The sequence below is a fragment of the Bacillus clarus genome (genome assembly GCF_000746925.1).
Lineage (GTDB): Bacteria > Bacillota > Bacilli > Bacillales > Bacillaceae_G > Bacillus_A > Bacillus_A clarus.
Genome location: NZ_JMQC01000008.1, coordinates 4381955 through 4398589, shown reverse-complemented (window position 1 = coordinate 4398589; position 16635 = coordinate 4381955). Strand labels below are relative to the sequence as shown.

General features: G+C 34.9%; 12 protein-coding genes, 4 pseudogenes and 2 other annotated features. Of the genes and pseudogenes, 2 read left to right on the top strand and 14 right to left on the bottom strand.

The genetic code is table 11. The features are described from left to right. Positions 1 to 358: 358 nt before the first annotated feature. Both DJ93_RS33940 and DJ93_RS23475 read right to left on the bottom strand, forming a co-directional pair. Positions 359 to 687, bottom strand: a pseudogene (locus tag DJ93_RS33940) (WXG100 family type VII secretion target); the annotation flags it as partial. A 358-nt stretch (positions 688 to 1045) separates the two neighbouring features. Continuing rightward, positions 1046 to 1453, bottom strand: a complete 408-nt coding sequence (locus tag DJ93_RS23475) for a hypothetical protein (protein ID WP_042983498.1) — start codon at positions 1451 to 1453, stop codon at positions 1046 to 1048. Positions 1454 to 1526: 73 nt separating this feature from the next. Between DJ93_RS23475 and DJ93_RS23470 the strand changes: the two are divergent. After that, positions 1527 to 1826: pseudogene (locus tag DJ93_RS23470) on the top strand (YrhA family protein); the annotation flags it as partial. Positions 1827 to 1884: 58 nt separating this feature from the next. On the opposite strand, the gene DJ93_RS23465 reads toward DJ93_RS23470, so the two are convergent. The 9 genes and pseudogenes from DJ93_RS23465 to DJ93_RS33330 all read right to left on the bottom strand — a co-directional run bounded on the left by DJ93_RS23465 (position 1885) and on the right by DJ93_RS33330 (position 6233). Continuing rightward, positions 1885 to 2241 (bottom strand): hypothetical protein, encoded by a 357-nt coding sequence (locus DJ93_RS23465; RefSeq protein WP_042983497.1) that lies wholly within the window; start codon positions 2239 to 2241, stop codon positions 1885 to 1887. A 118-nt stretch (positions 2242 to 2359) separates the two neighbouring features. Further along, positions 2360 to 2482: pseudogene (locus DJ93_RS32875) on the bottom strand (WXG100 family type VII secretion target); the annotation flags it as partial. Positions 2483 to 2496: 14 nt separating this feature from the next. Then, positions 2497 to 2886 (bottom strand): hypothetical protein, encoded by a 390-nt coding sequence (locus tag DJ93_RS23455; RefSeq protein WP_042983496.1) that lies wholly within the window; start codon positions 2884 to 2886, stop codon positions 2497 to 2499. Positions 2887 to 2907: 21 nt separating this feature from the next. Next, positions 2908 to 3309 carry a hypothetical protein gene (locus DJ93_RS23450; protein ID WP_042983495.1) on the bottom strand — a complete coding sequence of 134 codons (402 nt, stop codon included), beginning with the start codon at positions 3307 to 3309 and terminating at the stop codon, positions 2908 to 2910. Between the two features lie 13 nt (positions 3310 to 3322). Beyond that, complete coding sequence (locus DJ93_RS23445) at positions 3323 to 3556, bottom strand: hypothetical protein (protein WP_042983494.1); 234 nt, start codon at positions 3554 to 3556, stop codon at positions 3323 to 3325. Beyond that, entirely contained in the window at positions 3549 to 3902 is a 354-nt protein-coding gene (locus DJ93_RS23440; RefSeq protein ID WP_042983493.1) for a hypothetical protein, read from the bottom strand. Before DJ93_RS23440 ends, DJ93_RS23445 begins: the two co-directional genes overlap by 8 nt. A gap of 171 nt (positions 3903 to 4073) precedes the next feature. Beyond that, positions 4074 to 4235 (bottom strand): annotated as a pseudogene (locus tag DJ93_RS23435) (WXG100 family type VII secretion target); the annotation flags it as partial. Between the two features lie 136 nt (positions 4236 to 4371). Then, the gene (aspS, locus tag DJ93_RS23430; protein WP_042983490.1) at positions 4372 to 5670 is read right to left on the bottom strand and encodes an aspartate--tRNA(Asn) ligase; all 1299 of its coding nucleotides are present in this window, start codon (positions 5668 to 5670) and stop codon (positions 4372 to 4374) included. A 105-nt stretch (positions 5671 to 5775) separates the two neighbouring features. Then, positions 5776 to 5987, bottom strand: a binding site (T-box leader). Between the two features lie 72 nt (positions 5988 to 6059). After that, positions 6060 to 6233, bottom strand: coding sequence for a hypothetical protein (locus DJ93_RS33330; protein ID WP_181969210.1), 174 nt, complete (start codon positions 6231 to 6233; stop codon positions 6060 to 6062). A gap of 88 nt (positions 6234 to 6321) precedes the next feature. Here DJ93_RS33330 and DJ93_RS23425 point away from each other — a divergent pair, with 88 nt between their 5' ends. Further along, positions 6322 to 6801, top strand: coding sequence for a hypothetical protein (locus tag DJ93_RS23425; RefSeq protein WP_042983489.1), 480 nt, complete (start codon positions 6322 to 6324; stop codon positions 6799 to 6801). A 71-nt stretch (positions 6802 to 6872) separates the two neighbouring features. Here the strand turns inward: DJ93_RS23425 and DJ93_RS23420 are convergent, their stop codons facing one another. From DJ93_RS23420 to DJ93_RS23410, 3 genes are all read right to left on the bottom strand, one after another. Beyond that, entirely contained in the window at positions 6873 to 8384 is a 1512-nt protein-coding gene (locus DJ93_RS23420; RefSeq protein ID WP_042983488.1) for a M36 family metallopeptidase, read from the bottom strand. A 317-nt stretch (positions 8385 to 8701) separates the two neighbouring features. After that, positions 8702 to 11803, bottom strand: coding sequence for an isoleucine--tRNA ligase (gene ileS / locus DJ93_RS23415; RefSeq protein WP_042983487.1), 3102 nt, complete (start codon positions 11801 to 11803; stop codon positions 8702 to 8704). A 55-nt stretch (positions 11804 to 11858) separates the two neighbouring features. Then, positions 11859 to 12097 (bottom strand) — a binding site (T-box leader). A gap of 113 nt (positions 12098 to 12210) precedes the next feature. Next, positions 12211 to 16413, bottom strand: a complete 4203-nt coding sequence (locus DJ93_RS23410; RefSeq protein ID WP_042983486.1) for a bacteriocin-processing peptidase family protein — start codon at positions 16411 to 16413, stop codon at positions 12211 to 12213. Positions 16414 to 16635: the final 222 nt, after the last annotated feature.

The following is a 16635-nucleotide window of genomic DNA, read 5'->3' as shown; positions in this document are numbered from 1 at the left end:
CTCTTTTGTACTTCATGACATAGTTGCTCCTTTTCCCCCTAGTAGGGAGGATAGGTTCGAAGTACTATTTTCGTTTTTTCATTACCACATAAGCGCCGAATAGAAATAGCAACAAGTTTTTTTGCTATACCTCAAATAATCACCCCTATGTTTTTTATTGGAAGAATGTCTTCAAATAAATAATAACTGAAAATACTAAAAAATCAAACGAAAATATATTGACAAATATGTGAAATATCCGAAACCTATGTAAGAATAACTGATAAAATACATGCCCCTCAGCTTAAGAGATTTTAATACTCTTAAGTACTAAAAAACGTTATCCTTTCTAAGCTGGCGGAATATCAGCATCTCTATTACCCGTACCAACAACCTTCTCCCCAGCACTTTTCATATACTGATAAGCATCTTTCAAAGAATGTTGGCCCATCTCTCGGCCCATTCCTACTCCTGCCATTTCATATGCTTTTCCCACATCTGGAATCCATTTGTACTCCATTATTGTTTTTATTGCATGCTGGAATTTTTGATTTCCTTATAAGAAGGTTGTTTTTACGGTTGTGGCACCTTTGTTCCATAAGCTTCCGATTTTGTTGGCAAAGCCTTTTCTTTTGCTGTGGAGGCTACAAAGTTTACGCCTTCTTTTACTTTGCTGGTGACTGTTTTTATACCATCTACAGCTGCTTTTCAGGTAACAAGGTCTCTTCCCGTGATTGCTCTAATCCCAAAGGATTTGGGGCTTTTTGGAATCTATTTTTCACTTTTCATAGTTCCTATTTGCTGAAATAGAATATAAACTTATCATTTATTATACGATTTTCGCTTCTATACTAAAACGAAAAAGCACTTATTGCCTTCGGTAGACAATCAAGTGCTTTAAGTTCATATGTTTTTAAGTAGCATTAAATTTGTAAGTTTTATAGTAATAGTTTGACACCTTATATCATGTCAAGTATTATGTTAAAACTTACGACGTTATTAGTTTCATATCGCGAGCGTATTCTTACTAGTTAAGGCACTCTAATTTTAAAATCAGTAAAATAGACTATTTATTTTGCTCTAAAAACACCTCTAAAACTCTCTTAACGGGCAAACTCGCATTTTTCAGTAGATTCTCTGCTTTATCTACTATTTGCTTGTTGGAAGCGATTATTCTTTTATACTCTTCATTGTTAAATGAACGTAAAGAATCTATTACGTATTCAACCACCTCATCATTTTCATTGAGTAAATCTAATAATAATCTTAAGCCATTCATCCCTAAGTCATCATCAATACAGTAAGCTAATCTAATTTTATATTTACCATCTTTATCCTTTATATTTTGAAATAACTTTTCCCAATCATTATCAGTAAAGTCGTTTAATAACTCTTGTACATACATAAATTCATCATCATAAAAATAGTTATCTGAACTATTTTTAGATAAAACTGCATCTACTTTTTCATACATTTTTGTTCCTCCTTCATTTGGTAAATTCACCTGGTAAAGGTGCATTAGTCTTTCCTGTCGAATATCCACTAACCTTAAAACTGTAAATGGCTTAGACTTTGGTGGACTAGTTATTTATGGTGTTGCTCCTTCTTTGCTAGAAATAAAAAGAAAAGAAGAAATTTGTGGATTTATAGAAACGAATGAAATTTGGTATGAAAATGAATTTCAAAAGGAATATCTTTTCTTTGGCGATTCAAGTATTGCGTGGTTTTGTAAAAACTTATCTGATGGTACTTATCTAGAACTTGATAAACCATCTGGCACGGTAATGAACACGTATAATGATTTTAATACAATGCTGGAGAAATCATTAAAGACAGCTCTTCTTTAATTTAGACTATAGAATAAAGGTAAAAGAAAACCGCCTGTAATAGGAGGTCTTTTTGGTACTATATGTAACATAATTTACATTTTTTGGTTTCGGTTGTTAATCTTTTGTGTTCATTTAACCAAATATCTATTAGATTTCGTAATGTAATAGTTTCTATTTCAAGAGGATCTTCAATTTCATCCTCATCATACTTGTTGAATATGACGGTTTTATCTTTTCGAACATCTGCTCCAAAAATGTTCGCACTTATCTTTTCATAATCACTTGTTTCGTTTAAAACTTTCTCTATAACTTCTGCTATCCAATCGCCAAATTCAGATACCTCTACATTTAAAAAGGCTTCTAAAATATCGAGTTCCTTTGGTAATCTAATAACTAAACTACCTGTACTAAGTATTTCAAATTTGTAATCCATATTATTTTCTCCTTCAATAAGTAAGCTATCCACCTTTTCTTGAAAATACAGAAATAATTTTACCATTGCTGTCTTCCATAATTACTTGAGATGGAGAGGGGAGTTTTTTGTATTAGACGAAGCACATGTGGTCAATTTGATTACATAAATTTTTATGTATTGATTCTAACGCATGTTTTGTGCTATATGCCCGTTTTGCGACTTCTTCTAGCATTTCAGGTGTAACCTTAATCTGAACCATGTATTTCCTCCTGTTTATTTGCTTGTTAGTAACTCTTCTACTGCTTTATCCATCCGTTCTACTAATTTTACTACGTCTTTATCTCTTCTAAACTCTATTACAATACCTTTTGAGAAGTTTACCTTTATTACCCCTACTACTGGGTAGGGGATAGAGTGGTCTGTAAAATCAACTTCTTCTAAGTTCATGATATATCCGTACTTGTCAATTTGTGTGTCTATGAACTCTTTTTCGTCTACACTCAATTTCACCAGACTAGAGGTAAGAGGGTATAAGTAAAGACCTGCTACCTTTAGTCTCTTGAAATAGATAATCATAGTCTTTGGAACATTGTTTAAGTTCTCTTTTAATAAGATTCTTGTACCTTTTTCTACCTTTTCTGTTCTCCAAAACTTAGTTTCCATCTATTATACCCCTCTGTTTGTTTATTGATTAAGGAATCTATCTAACGATTTGTCCATTTTCTTTATTAAGTATTCTTTGTCTCTCTCGTTACTAAATTTGAAAGTAATACCTTCTATAAAGTTTACCTTCAATGCCCCTACACTCGGATAAGGAATAGCAAAGTTATCAGGGTCTACGAGGTCCATTTCTGATACATCCTTACAATACTTAGATGTTACTCGTACATACTCTGCATAGGATAGTCCAAATGATACCTGTATAGATGTGAAGGGTACAAAGAACATTCCTAATGACATACGTTCCAATAAAAGAAATATAGGGTTTGGGATTTTATTGTGTAGTTTAATGTCTCTTAGGCTTATCTTTGTTCCTAAGTCTGTTTCTTCTAGTTTAAAATGCTTTGACTTTACTTCCGTTATCATTTGAATACCCCCTTTACGCCAACCACAGTCGGTCAATACGACCTACTGGAATGTATTCTTCTCTATCTAAGTTTACATTAACTAGTTTTAATACTTTCTTATGAGATAGTGCTACTTCACTCTCTAATGAACCATCTCCAAAATAGCGTTTCTCTGATAAGTCTACATCGTTAAACTCAAATACTACTATTGTTTTGCCTTTTTCTTCTTTCTTTGTTGTTGCTAATGATACGTTTCTATTATCCATAACCCCTGTCCTCTCTTATTTGAACGTTACAGTATATGTTAGCATTCATACTAGTTGTCTCGAAATAGCACATAATAGTTGTTGCATTTAATTTATGCTCTAATGATTCTTTGGTTTTGAGCCTTCTTCCCTTCTCTTTATATAAAAAAGTGAGAATTCTTTTTAACTCATTTTTAGAGTATTTATGGTTTGTTCTTACACAAGTTCGTAAATCAGCAAGTTTTCTCAAATTGTTTAATCCATTAAACCTTAGTGAGAAAACATTGACATTATATATATCATCACTTTGTTCTAAATCTTTTCCACTAGCTACTTTACCTATCTTTTCGCAAAAATCAATGTACATTTGTAAAAGGGGCCCCCATGCCCATCAACTTAATATTTTATTGCTCCCCCAAAACGATAAAGCTAGCTTCTTATTTAAAAAAAGATAAGAAGCTAGCTTTTTTGTCTACTACGGTAATGATTGGTTATGTAAACTTCACATGAATATGATATACGTCATTTAATTGTGGTAAAATTCCCCGTAAAAACGCTGACTCGTCGCTCCTTGCCATTGCATTTGAATACTAAACATCGATTGATTGAGATTTTGTTGTATACTCTGGCTGTGCGTTTGCATCTCTGATATGTTTTTGGCAATTTGTTCGAGTTGTTCAGGTTTGACTTTAATCTCCAAACCTTCTCCCACCTTCCTCTATTTTATACCCCCAAAAAATAAAACTGCATCAATTTTACTTATTCTTTTTTAGAGAAAATATCAAATGTTGAAATATACAAAAAACCCTTCTACAAAAACGAAGGGTTCTTATGTGTTATGGAATAAGACGTGTACAATCTCTCGGAAAAGCACTTGCTTCTCGAACATTCGATAATTCTAAAAGCTTATATACAACTCGCTCTAATCCAATTCCAAATCCACCATGTGGTGGACAGCCGTAGCAAAATGTATCCAAATATGATTGAAATTTCTCTGGATGCAATCCTTTTTCTTTAAAGGAAGCAAGCAACATTTCATAGTTATGAATTCGCTGTGCACCTGATGTGATTTCTAGTCCTTTGTACAATAAGTCGAAAGAATCAGTAATAGCAGGATTCTCTTTATTCGGCATCGTATACATCGGTCTCGCTTCTTTCGGATACTGTGTGATGAAGACGAAATCGCTATTGTACGTTTCTTTCACATATTTTCCTAGTAACTTTTCACCTTCTGTATCTAAATCCCCTACTGGTGATTCTTTTCGATACTTCGTTTTCAAAATACGCTGTGCTTCTACCAGCTTAATTTTTGGAATTTCTGTAATAACCGGCACTGTAACTTGTAAAAGTTGTAGTTCTTTTGCACACTTCTCTCCTACTTGTTGAAACATATAACGTAAAACATCTGTTTCTAATAGCATTACTTCATGAAAATCAGTAATAAAACCGAGCTCTACGTCTAACGATATATATTCATTTAAATGACGCGAAGAATTATGATGTTCAGCCCGGTAAACAGGAGCAACTTCAAAAACACGTTCTAGTCCTCCAGCTACCATCATTTGTTTATAAAACTGAGGTGATTGGGCTAAATATGCTTCTTTCTGAAAGTATGGGAGTTTAAAAACATTCGCTCCCCCTTCTGCTCCTTGCGATACGATTTTCGGTGTAAATATACGTGTGAAATCGTTCTCTATAAGGAAATCACTAAATGCCTGAACGAGCGCAGATTGCACTGTGAAAATTGCTTGTATTCGCTCATGTCTTAATGATAAAACCCGCTCATTTAATAGTTGATCTAAGCCAACTTGTAATTTTTTTTTGTTCACTTCAAACGGAAGTGGCTCCGAAGTATTTAATACCTTCACTTCATGTGCAAGCAATTCAACACCTAACTCTGTTTTCGTTGTTTCCACTATTTCACCAACAATTTGAACAACACTTTCCACATCTACTTTATATCCAGCTAAGTCTTTTTCTAATACACACTGAATGACACCTGTTCGATCACGTAATAATAAAAAACTAACATTCCCTAAATGACGAATTTTTTTCACCCAGCCTTGCAATAAAACAACCTTTCCATTACCCGCCGTACATTCACGAATGAGCGACCGCTTCATGATTTGATCCATTCCATTTCCCTCCAATAGTTTTATATTTGTTTACATTATTGTTGTCATCGTCATCATCCACGATCACTCACCTCCTTTCAAAGAATACAAAAATCCGCCCCTATAAATAGGGACGGATTTTTCCGCGGTACCACCCAAATTGTCATAATGACCATCTTAGTCCTGATAACGGTAGGTACCGTTTGTTTTTACTAATCAACACGTTCAAAACAACGCTCACAGGTGTCTTTCGATCATGCGGTATCGCAATCTTTCCAGCAGCCGATTGCTCTCTATAGACCCTTGCATCATGTACTTTTCCTGTTCATCGCTTTTTATATTTACAGAGTATTCTATCTCTTCTTTTTATAAAATGCAAGTCATTTTTTCAATATCTTCTGATTTTTTTATTATATCCAGCTTTGTACAATTTCTTCTAAAGCCATCCCACGCGAACCTTTTAACAATACAATATCATTTTTAGAATCAATACATACACCCTTTATAGAAAGATTATAAAACGCCGTATCTAGACCTTCTCCTCCTATACTTTCCTCAAGCTCTCGTAATTTCTTCTGTATCATAATTCCCCCTCCTCTCATTACCATTTAATTACATAAAACTATATTTTTCCACACATATTATTAGTAAATTTCTTTTGGAGGTCTTCACATGAAAAAAACGATAAGCTTCTTCCTTTTACTATTATGCATACTAGTAGTGAATCAAGTATATGCTTATTCGCCAAAGTCTTTACCTGCCTCACAAAAATCTAAACAATGGCAAGTAAATATTGATGAAGTGAAAAAAGCAAATAAAAATATGCTTCAGCCTAAGAAAGATGTTTTTCAAACATATCATTTCTCTGTAAAGAATATTGGCAAGAATGAAGTATATAACGTACAAGCTGAAGTGTTTCGCAACGAACCAAATACGAAAACAAAATATGAACTTTTTTCTACAAAAGAAGGCCGATTAGCAAGTGGAAAAACAGGATTAGAACACGGTAATTTCCCTGTTTCCGTTAAAGCAGATGAAATTGATGTCATGATTACGTGGCAAGAACACCCTTTCCGTGCAATGCGAAATGGGCAAAAAATAGAAGGAAGAAAGTTTAAAGAGCATTTTGTTTTTAAAGATACGAATAAATAACCTACTCTCGAAAAATATCTTATTTCACCTAAAAAAGAGCCGTGATGAATATAACATCACGGCTTTTTTATTTAGTTTGTACTAATTCCTCTCGCCAACCAAATCCGGTCGATCTCAGCAGCGTGTTGACCACCATATAAAAGAGCATCCGCTTGTTTAATTGCTTTCGCTCCATCACGGAATTTAGCGTTTGGAGTTAATGACCAATGTGATTGTAAAATAATTTTTGTCGCTACATCACGTCCGAAAGCTTGAGCCATTTCATATTCACCTTGAGCCCAAATTTCCCCATCATCATGCACTTCATTTGTAATGTCTTTCGGATAAACTTTATTATTATCTAGTCTGCGTAAGCATGTTGGATTTGAACTAGAATAAGCAGTAGCATCCCATTCGCCGACACATGCTTTTCCATATCCCGTTGTTGATACAGCATCTTCATAAGTTGCACCTAAGAAATCTCCAAACCCTTCTCCCATCGCTCCGCCTTCTGCCGAGCTTCCGAATCCTGGAACTTGATTATCTTGAATGGAATGCCCATATTCATGTGCGATAATACCCGCATCCTCAGCATCATCTACTCCACCAGTACCAAATGTTAATGCTTTCGTAGATGGAGAATAGAAAGAGTTATCATCAGTCGTACCATTTACATTCACTTTTATTGAGCGATTATTAATATTTTTAAAGCCTAAACCTTGAATATAACGTTGTAATGTATCGATATGATAATAGGACATAACATCCTCAAAACTATCATTTGCGCGTGTATAGTTAAATTGAAGAGCTTGAGATTTCGTATTTGCTTTTGAAGAAATCGTGACATATTCACCAATTAAAAAGCCCATACCATCTAACCCTTTTAACGTAACTGTTTTTAGCTGATTGTTTAATGCTGTTGAATCAGCATCATTATTATCTTTTAATCCAGCTGTACTACCACTTGATACTACTGGATTCGGTAAAAACACTTTGCCTGTCCCTTCAGCTTTACGGTTTATATCAACTTTCTTAATTAATTTTCCACTCTCAGCATCAACGAATGTTTCCCATGCACCAAATGGTTTATTTGAATGGACAACAACTTTATATACCGGGATTGCAATTCCCTCTTCCACGATATACCCGAATTCTTTCATTGTTGGAGCCCATAAATTTTGTTCACTTTCTCCGCCAACATACGCCATCGATTTTTGCTCGGCATCTTTTTCACTAATTTTTTGCTTTATTTCTTTCACTGTTTGAACAGGCTGATAATCTGAAACTGCAAGTACTCCTTGGCCTGCCCCATTAAGAGTCACTGTTATTTGTTTTGAAAATACAGGTGCACCATTGACTACTTGTTGAAACCTAACATATGAAGCTACTTGTGTGTCTGTTGTTGAAACATATTGTAAGTCTGATAGATCTGTCTTTAATCCATACTGATCTGCATTTGCTTTTAAGTATTCAGTTGCTTTCTTCTGAGGTGAATACCCTTCTAATTTTACTTGCTGCTTTTCCTCTAATGCCGAAACAGTAGAAATCGTTCCTAGCACAAATGGAATTGTCATTGCCACTGCCATCACTTTTTTGTTAAACAATCGAACCACTCCCCTAATAAAAATTGAATCTACGAGTAATTCTATACAGTCCGTTATATTACCTTTTCATTTTCATCCCAATTCGTATAAGTAAGATTTTCTCAATATTTTAGTATGAAATCAGCTCAATACTTTCGAAAGTTTTTTCTGTATATAAAAAAGCTATTTTGAATTTCCTATATACAGTAACTTCTAAAAAAAAAACGATAACGAAAGCTTTAAGCTTTCGTTATCGTTTCAATAATTTTCGTATATTTTACATCGCCTAGACCATACTGGGGGAATCGTTGGAATGCAGCATTCCAACTTCCTTTCCTTTAACTAGCTGGGCTCAATTTGATTCGAACCTTTGTTTCACCTAAGAAAAGCTCATCTTCGTCTTTCGTTAAGTCAGCAAATTTAAATTGTTTTACCAGTAAGTTTTCTTCTAAGAGCTCTTTATGTTTTGTTAATGTGTTCTGTAATTCATCCTCTGTATCAAGAATAACATCAACGCGCAAGTTAACTGGTAAATTCAATTGTTTCCGATATTCTTGCATCGCGCGAATGAATTCACGAGCTACGCCCTCTTGTAATAATTCCTCAGTCACATTCGTATCTAACATAACTGTATATTGTCCATTTGTCGTATTAGAAAATCCTGTTTTTGCTACTTTTTCTACTACTACATCTTCAACTGTTACAACAATTTCTTCTCCTGATGCGAGTTGATATACTGCTTTTTCAGTTGAAACAAAATGTTGTACTTCTTCTTGCGATAATTGTTTTAGCCACCCGTTTACCGCATTCACATTCTTTCCGAATTTCGGTCCTGCTGTTTTAAAATTCAACTTCAATTGGTATGATGTATATTTCGTTTCATCTAATTCGACATGGAATGCTTTAACATTTAGCTCATCCTTAACGATATCACGATAAGATTCCCAGTCTATATTCTTCTCCTGATGCTGTAGTAATACGAGTTCTGCCAGTGGCTGTTTTACTTTTAATGAATGCTGATTTCGATTGCTTCGTCCAAGTTCAACAACTTGTAAAACAGCATCCATTTCTTCTTCTAGTTTTTCATGAATAAACGCCTCATCCACAACTGGATAGTCTGTTAAATGAACACTACTACCTTCTAAATTAAGATGTATATCCTCTGCCACAAACGGAGTAAATGGAGCAATCAATTTGCTAATTGTAACGAGTACTTCATGAAGTGTTTCATACGCAGCTGCCTTTTCAGGATTCATACCAGATTCCCAAAAACGATTACGTGAACGTCTTACATACCAGTTACTCACTTCATCTACAAGTGCGGCAATTTCTCGAGCAGCATTCGTAAATTGATAATCCTCGAGTGCAGTTCTTACTTTTTTTGTTGTACTATGCAGGCGTGATAACACCCACTCATCTAATTTCGTATACTTTACTTCATACGTCTCTTTCGGATTATAGTTATCTAAATTCGCATATAAAACGTAGAAACTATACACATTGACTAATGTATCTACAAGCTTTGATTTCGCCTCTTGTACCGTTCTTTCAGAAAAGCGCTTCGCGTTCCATGGAGCACTATCCACGAGAAGAGCCCATCGCAGTGCATCTGCACCGAACTTCTTCACTAAATCTACTGGATCTAGCGCGTTCCCTTTACTTTTCGACATTTTCTGTCCTTCTTCATCTAGTACATGCCCAAGTGATAATACTCGTTTATATGGTACTTTTCCTGTGTATAAAGCTGATACTGCTAATAAACTATAAAACCAGCCGCGCGTTTGGTCTATTCCTTCCGCAATTACATCTGCTGGAAATTGTTCTTCAAAAAGCTCCTTATTTTCAAACGGATAATGATATTGTGCAAACGGCATCGAACCACTATCAAACCAAACATCGATTACTTCTGGTGTACGACTCATTGAGCTGCCACATTTTTCACAACACACCTTTAGTTCATCTACATATGGTTTATGCAGTTCTAAGTCTTCAGCTGTCTCTCCTACGCTATGCTTTCTTAATTCAGCAATGCTCTTTGGTGCAAATTGATGGTCACAACTTTCGCATTCCCATACGTTTAAAGGTGTTCCCCAATACCGGTTCCGACTAATATTCCAGTCCACCATATTTTCTAAAAACTTCCCAAATCGTCCATGTTTCATATGATCCGGATACCATGTGACAGTATCGTTATTCTTTAGGAATGTTTCCTTAATTGCAGTCGTCCGAATCAACCAACTTTCTCCTGCATAATACAGTAGTGGTGAATCACAACGCCAACAATGCGGGTAGCTATGCTCATATTTTTCTTTATGATACAGCAATCCTTCCTTAGCTAAATAACGGACGATATCAACGTCACAGTCTTTTACAAATTTCCCTTGTAAAAATGGAACTGCTTCTGTATATTCACCTTTCTCATTTACGACATGGAGGAATGACAAACCTTGATTCTGGACAACTCTATAGTCATCTTCTCCATATGCCGGAGCGATATGAACAAGCCCGGTTCCACTATCTGCTGTAACGAAATCTGCCGCAATAACACGATAACCATTCGTAACTTCTTTCATAGGAAATGGTGCGGTATATGCTGTGCCTAACAATTCTTCTCCTTTATGAACAGACACTACTTCATAATCTTGTTTTAGTACTTCTTGTACACGATCTTTCGCAACAATGTATACGGAACCATCTTGGTGTGCTTTTACATACTCCATATTCGGATGTACAGCAAGTGCTACATTCGCTGGAAGAGTCCATGGTGTTGTCGTCCAGCCAAGAAAATATTCATTCTCACTATCTATTACTTTGAACTTAACTGTCGCACTTAAATCTTTTACCGTTTTATACCCTTGAGCTACCTCATGTGAACTAAGCGAAGTTTGACAACTCGGGCAATACGGTGACACTCTATGACCTTTATATAACAAACCTTTTTCATGAATTGTCCCTAAAATATGCCATACACTTTCAATGTATGAGTTCTCTAAAGTAACGTACGGATCATCCATATCAACCCAATAGCCGATACTCTCTGTAAATTCACGCCACTGCTTCTCATATGTGAATACACTTTCTTTACATTTTTGAATAAACGGTTCAATTCCGTACTCTTCAATTTCATGTTTACCAGAAATGCCAAGTTGCTTTTCGACTCCTAATTCAACCGGTAATCCATGTGTATCCCAACCCGCTTTTCTTAGTACTTTATATCCAGCCATGGTTTTATATCTCGCTACTAAATCTTTAATCGTTCGTCCAAGTGCATGACCAACGTGTGGTAATCCATTTGCTGTTGGTGGTCCTTCATAAAACACAAAAGACTGTGCGCCTTCTCGATTCCGAATTGATTGCTCGAAGATATTTTGTTCGTTCCACTGCTTGCGAATCCGTGTTTCTCTCCCGACAGCTGATTCTTTTACATCTACCTTTTCCATATACAATCACTCCTTTAAAATATTTAAAAAGCACACAAAAAACCCGTCCCTATGAAATAGGGACGGGTTTACCCGCGTTACCACCCTAATTCTATTCGCTTTAAGCCAATAGCACTTAGCAACGTACTAACATACGCGTTCTTTGTAACGGTAGACATCCGTCCGAGCTTACTCTATTCAGCCACGGCTCCTCGGAGATGATTTTCAAATAACGTCTGCACGCCGGCTTTCAGCAATATACCGGCTCTCTGGAGAACAGCTCATTATTTTACTCTTTCTCGTCTTCAGATTTGTATACTTTATTAAAAGTTATTTTATGCCATTTAACAATTAATTGTCAACCAATTCAAAAATATGTTTTTATTTCTTTCCTTATTTCTCGATATATATACCATATATCATTTCCATTATTTTATCATTACCCACACTGCCGCTAAATCTTCATCTTCTTCCGCAATATTCGCAAAAAATCCAGTTTCATCTTCACGAAGTACAATTTCAAGTTCCTCTTTTGCTTCTTCATTTTGGCTTAATGCCGCTAAATAACAAGCACGGTTATATCGAGCTAGCAAGTCTGTAGCATCGAATGACAATATTTCATTTGTTATTATTTCTGCCTTTTTCGTTCGCCCAATCTGATGATAAGAAGCGGCTAAAGAAAGACGAAGTGCAGTTTCATTCGGATGATGTAAAGACGCGTCTTCTAGTAATTGAATTGCCTCTTCGAACTTACTTTGACTTTGGTATATTTTTGCTAAAGTTAGAAATCCTCTACTTACAAACGGTGTTTTTTCAACTAATTGTAAGCAAATTTTTTCTGCTTCTTGTTCTTCTCCAATCATAAATAATACATTTGCTTGTAAAAGGAGCGTGTCATAATCATCCGGTTGCTCTCTAACCATTTGCTTCGTCAATTCAAATGCATCTCGTAACATTTCTTCTTCTTCGCACTCAATGAAAAGATTTACCAGTTGCTTCGCTACGTCATAATTCCACTTGTTTTCTAACGATGTTTGTAATACTTCTATCGCCTCTTTATTCATTGTTGCATTCTCATAAAATATCGCCAATCGCTGAGCTGCCATACTATTTTCGGCATTTAATTTTAAAGAGAGTTCAAATAAGTCAATAATAATCGTAACCATTGAAATTTCTTTCGCACGATTTTTCATACGATAAAACGCTCTTGTAAAAATAGATCCTTTCGGCTGCTCATTTTGCTGTCGCTCCCCTAACATTTCTGCAACTGCAGATGCCGCATACATAAATGCTGTACTTCGTTCTACCTTCTTCACTTTCAACGTATGAAGAGCGTCTCGTATTTTAGATAATTTTTTATGTTGATCCATCGCTTTTACGTATACATCAAATATACGTTCACTTTCCAAATCTTTCTGCATTACTTTCAATGCAACACCAATGGCTTCTGCATTGTGTTTTTTAACAAGTACTTTCGCATAATGATATAGTACTTCCACATGTTCTTCATCTATTTTCATCGCATATTCGATATATTCTTTTTCTTTATCTACTTCATTCATCGCACCATATACGTATGCAATCGCATCTAAACGCCATATTTCAGGTACTTCTCCCGTTAATTTTTCTAATTCAACTAGCAATTCTTCTTGGAGATTCATTTCTACTGAAAGCTGCACCAAATATTCCATATTTATATGTAATGGCTCTTCTTTCATCGCCTGGACCATATGACTTTGTTCTTTCAAACGATTCTCTTCTTTTTCGTATATTTCTGCAAGTTGCAAATGTACACCAATGAAATTCTCATCCATTTCTAAACATGCTTCATATGCATGCTTCGCTTCTTGAAATTGCCCTAATGCCATGAATGTTTCACCGATACGGAAATATGGCAATGCATCCTGTTTTTTCTTAAGTGCATCATTATATCGTTTTATCGCCTGATCATGCTGTCCAATAGATTCATATAAAATACCAGCGTAACAACCGTATTCAATCACTTCCGTTTTCTCTTTTTCTAACGTTCTTAAAAACGCAATGCCTCGTTGTACAAAAGCGGTGTCTTTTATCCGATTTACATACTCATCTAACACGCTCGCTATATTAGAGTATACGCTTCGTATACCGTGCTCTAATTTAGAAAGTGCAAGTTTTAGCTCATTTTCATTCCCGCCTAACGCAATTTCAGCATCCCATAGCACCATGCCAGCATTCATAAGGAAATCTTGATTGTCTTCAAATTGCTGTTCGATACTAACAATATAGTTTTTAGCATCCTCATGTTGTTCCTTTGCCATATAAACTTGAATTAAACCAAAATGAGAATATACATCTTCATTATTTTCTTCTAAAGAACGCTTATATATAGCTTCAGCTTCTTCAAGTTCGTCATTTTGAAAATGCAAATCTCCTAATCGAACATATAAAGGTGCCCGATCTTCACAATTTTGAATGCCTTGTAATAAAATTTCTTTCATACCATTTTCATCATCTAAATCTGATTCATATATTTCTGAGAGCTTTGTATATAAATATGGTGCGGTTTTATCTAATTGAATCGCTACTTTAAGACCTTTTATCGCTAAATATGTTTTTCCTAAATGATGTGCGCACCTTGCTCGTTCATACCATATGTGTGCTTCATATTTATATTCTTTCAATAAGTCATTAAAGATGTGATACGCTTCTTCAAAACGTTCTAAATCCATTAAAATCAAACCGTGATTTACAAGCGTAAATCTTTCTGGATGACGCTCTACAGCGGTTTTAGAATATTCTATTCCTTGTTCTGATTGATCCATATACATGTACGATAACGCTAAGAAGCTCCACACAACCGGCTGATCAGTATCCAATTGCAAAGATGAACGAAAACTAGAAATCGCCTCTATATAGTCCTCTTGCTCAAAAGAATAACGTCCCCTTATAAAATGATACAATGCTTGATTATTTTTCTTCTCAACCCTTTGCAACATGTGCTCTGCTTTCTCCATATCTTGAAGACGGATAAAGCACTGCGCACTATGTAATTTTACAAAATCAGAATCCGGAAACATTTTTGTTAGCTTTTCTGTGCAGAATAGAATAAACTCTTTATTCACTTCAACATCTAAATGTTTAATTGTATATAACCAAGTGTAGGGATTTTCACTTGTCTCTTGTAAAAATACTACGAGTTTTTCAATTCCCTCTTTATCTTGCTCCCCTAAATGATCCGTAAGAGAAAAGAGCGTTTTAAAATACGTATTCTCTTCTTCTACTAAAAATGAAAGTTGCTCCTTTTTATCTTGCGGTACGAACACGATAGATAATCCATCCGTATAACAATATCTTTCCTGCAACTTCTCATACTCAACGAAAAGCGGTTCCAAAAAGTTAGGATCTTGAATAATGAACGCTTGTAACCCATCATCATAACCAGAAAGAACTTGCACATGAGATGCATGTTCAATATCAATACTCAATAAAACTGGAATACCTTGATCCAGTAATGTTTTATAATTCTCCTCATTTCCTTTAAAATAACGATACTCATAACCTAACTCTTCTAAATACGTAACAGTATCTGAAAACTTGGAGCCTGTCACATCAAATATATAATTGGCCACTTCATCTTGCGTACGTTTGTCTCCCCATAATCCTAGCATCATCTCTAAACTTGCTGGGACGCAATAATTATCTTTTTGCACAATCGGAATGAGCGGTACATGTACCTTCTTTCCATCCCGTTTTTTTTCTATATTATGATATAAGGAATCCTTCAAACTTACTTCTGATTTTAATAAAGCTTGTAATTCTTGAACTTTACTCATTTTATATAATGCTTCTGCACGTAAATGTGTAAAATATGCCTTATAAGAATGATAAGGCAGTATGCTATTGATCTTATCTATTACAGCGAGCATTTTTTCATAGCACTGTAAATCTAATAAATGCTTCACCTTTTCAAAATAAAAATAAGGTACTTGTGGAAATTTTTCTATCGCATCATTAATGAGTTGTAATGCCCGTTTTTGTTCTCCTCTATATGCATATAGCTGTGACAATAAATAAATAGATAACTCTTCACTTTCTTCCTGTTTCAGTCCAGCTATAAGCTCTTGTTCTGCTTTCTCCCATTCTCCTGTCTGTATATAAAAGTATCCCCATTTATCAAAAATCGGGCGCGTACTATAATCCTCGGCTTTTTTCATATGTTCAAATGCTTCTTCATTTCGTTTCATCTCTAAAAGACATCTTACTAACGTAAAATGTGCTTTTGCTAAAACATCAGCATCTATTTCTTTTTCACTTATTTCTTCCAATGAACCTTTTAATAACTGTTCCGCATCAAGTATTTTCCGGTCATCTATTAACTCATCACAATATAAAGAGAGCGTTCTCACATTTGGGAATCTCTTATAAGAATAGCGAATTAAAAAAGCGCTATATTGATGCATAAGCCCCTCATCTGTCAAACGAATTATCGTATCAAATTCCTCATGTGATGAAACGCTAGAAAGCCAATCCTTCACATAAGATAATCTATTCTTTTCTTTTATATGTGCAATTTCACTATTTATATTCTGCAATCCATCTACGAATCTCTTTTCTTTTAAACAAGTTTCTAATCGCCTAAATTCTATCATGCATTCACCTCAAATAATTATTTACACTATGCACCTGTAAGCAGTATTCTTATCTGCTTGCTTAGATTTTACACATCATATAATATGTATTCAACAAAAATCTTATATAATTAGCGATAATAGTTAATATTATTCAAATTACTGCCTATATATAATTAAAACAGTCATTTTTATACTTATTTTGTTTAATTTAGTGAAATATCATATATGTTCAAAAACAAC

What these genes read in the sequence shown, in the direction of transcription:
- ileS (WP_042983487.1), bottom strand. Translation starts at nt 11,803, where the DNA reads ATGGAAAAGGTAGATGTAAAAGAATCAGCTGTCGGGAGAGAAACACGG.
- DJ93_RS23410 (WP_042983486.1), bottom strand. Translation starts at nt 16,413, where the DNA reads ATGATAGAATTTAGGCGATTAGAAACTTGTTTAAAAGAAAAGAGATTC.
- DJ93_RS23445 (WP_042983494.1), bottom strand. Translation starts at nt 3,556, where the DNA reads ATGGATAATAGAAACGTATCATTAGCAACAACAAAGAAAGAAGAAAAA.
- DJ93_RS23475 (WP_042983498.1), bottom strand. Translation starts at nt 1,453, where the DNA reads ATGTATGAAAAAGTAGATGCAGTTTTATCTAAAAATAGTTCAGATAAC.
- DJ93_RS23465 (WP_042983497.1), bottom strand. Translation starts at nt 2,241, where the DNA reads ATGGATTACAAATTTGAAATACTTAGTACAGGTAGTTTAGTTATTAGA.
- DJ93_RS23450 (WP_042983495.1), bottom strand. Translation starts at nt 3,309, where the DNA reads ATGATAACGGAAGTAAAGTCAAAGCATTTTAAACTAGAAGAAACAGAC.
- DJ93_RS33330 (WP_181969210.1), bottom strand. Translation starts at nt 6,233, where the DNA reads ATGATACAGAAGAAATTACGAGAGCTTGAGGAAAGTATAGGAGGAGAA.
- DJ93_RS23425 (WP_042983489.1), top strand. Translation starts at nt 6,322, where the DNA reads ATGAAAAAAACGATAAGCTTCTTCCTTTTACTATTATGCATACTAGTA.
- aspS (WP_042983490.1), bottom strand. Translation starts at nt 5,670, where the DNA reads ATGGATCAAATCATGAAGCGGTCGCTCATTCGTGAATGTACGGCGGGT.
- DJ93_RS23455 (WP_042983496.1), bottom strand. Translation starts at nt 2,886, where the DNA reads ATGGAAACTAAGTTTTGGAGAACAGAAAAGGTAGAAAAAGGTACAAGA.
- DJ93_RS23440 (WP_042983493.1), bottom strand. Translation starts at nt 3,902, where the DNA reads ATGTACATTGATTTTTGCGAAAAGATAGGTAAAGTAGCTAGTGGAAAA.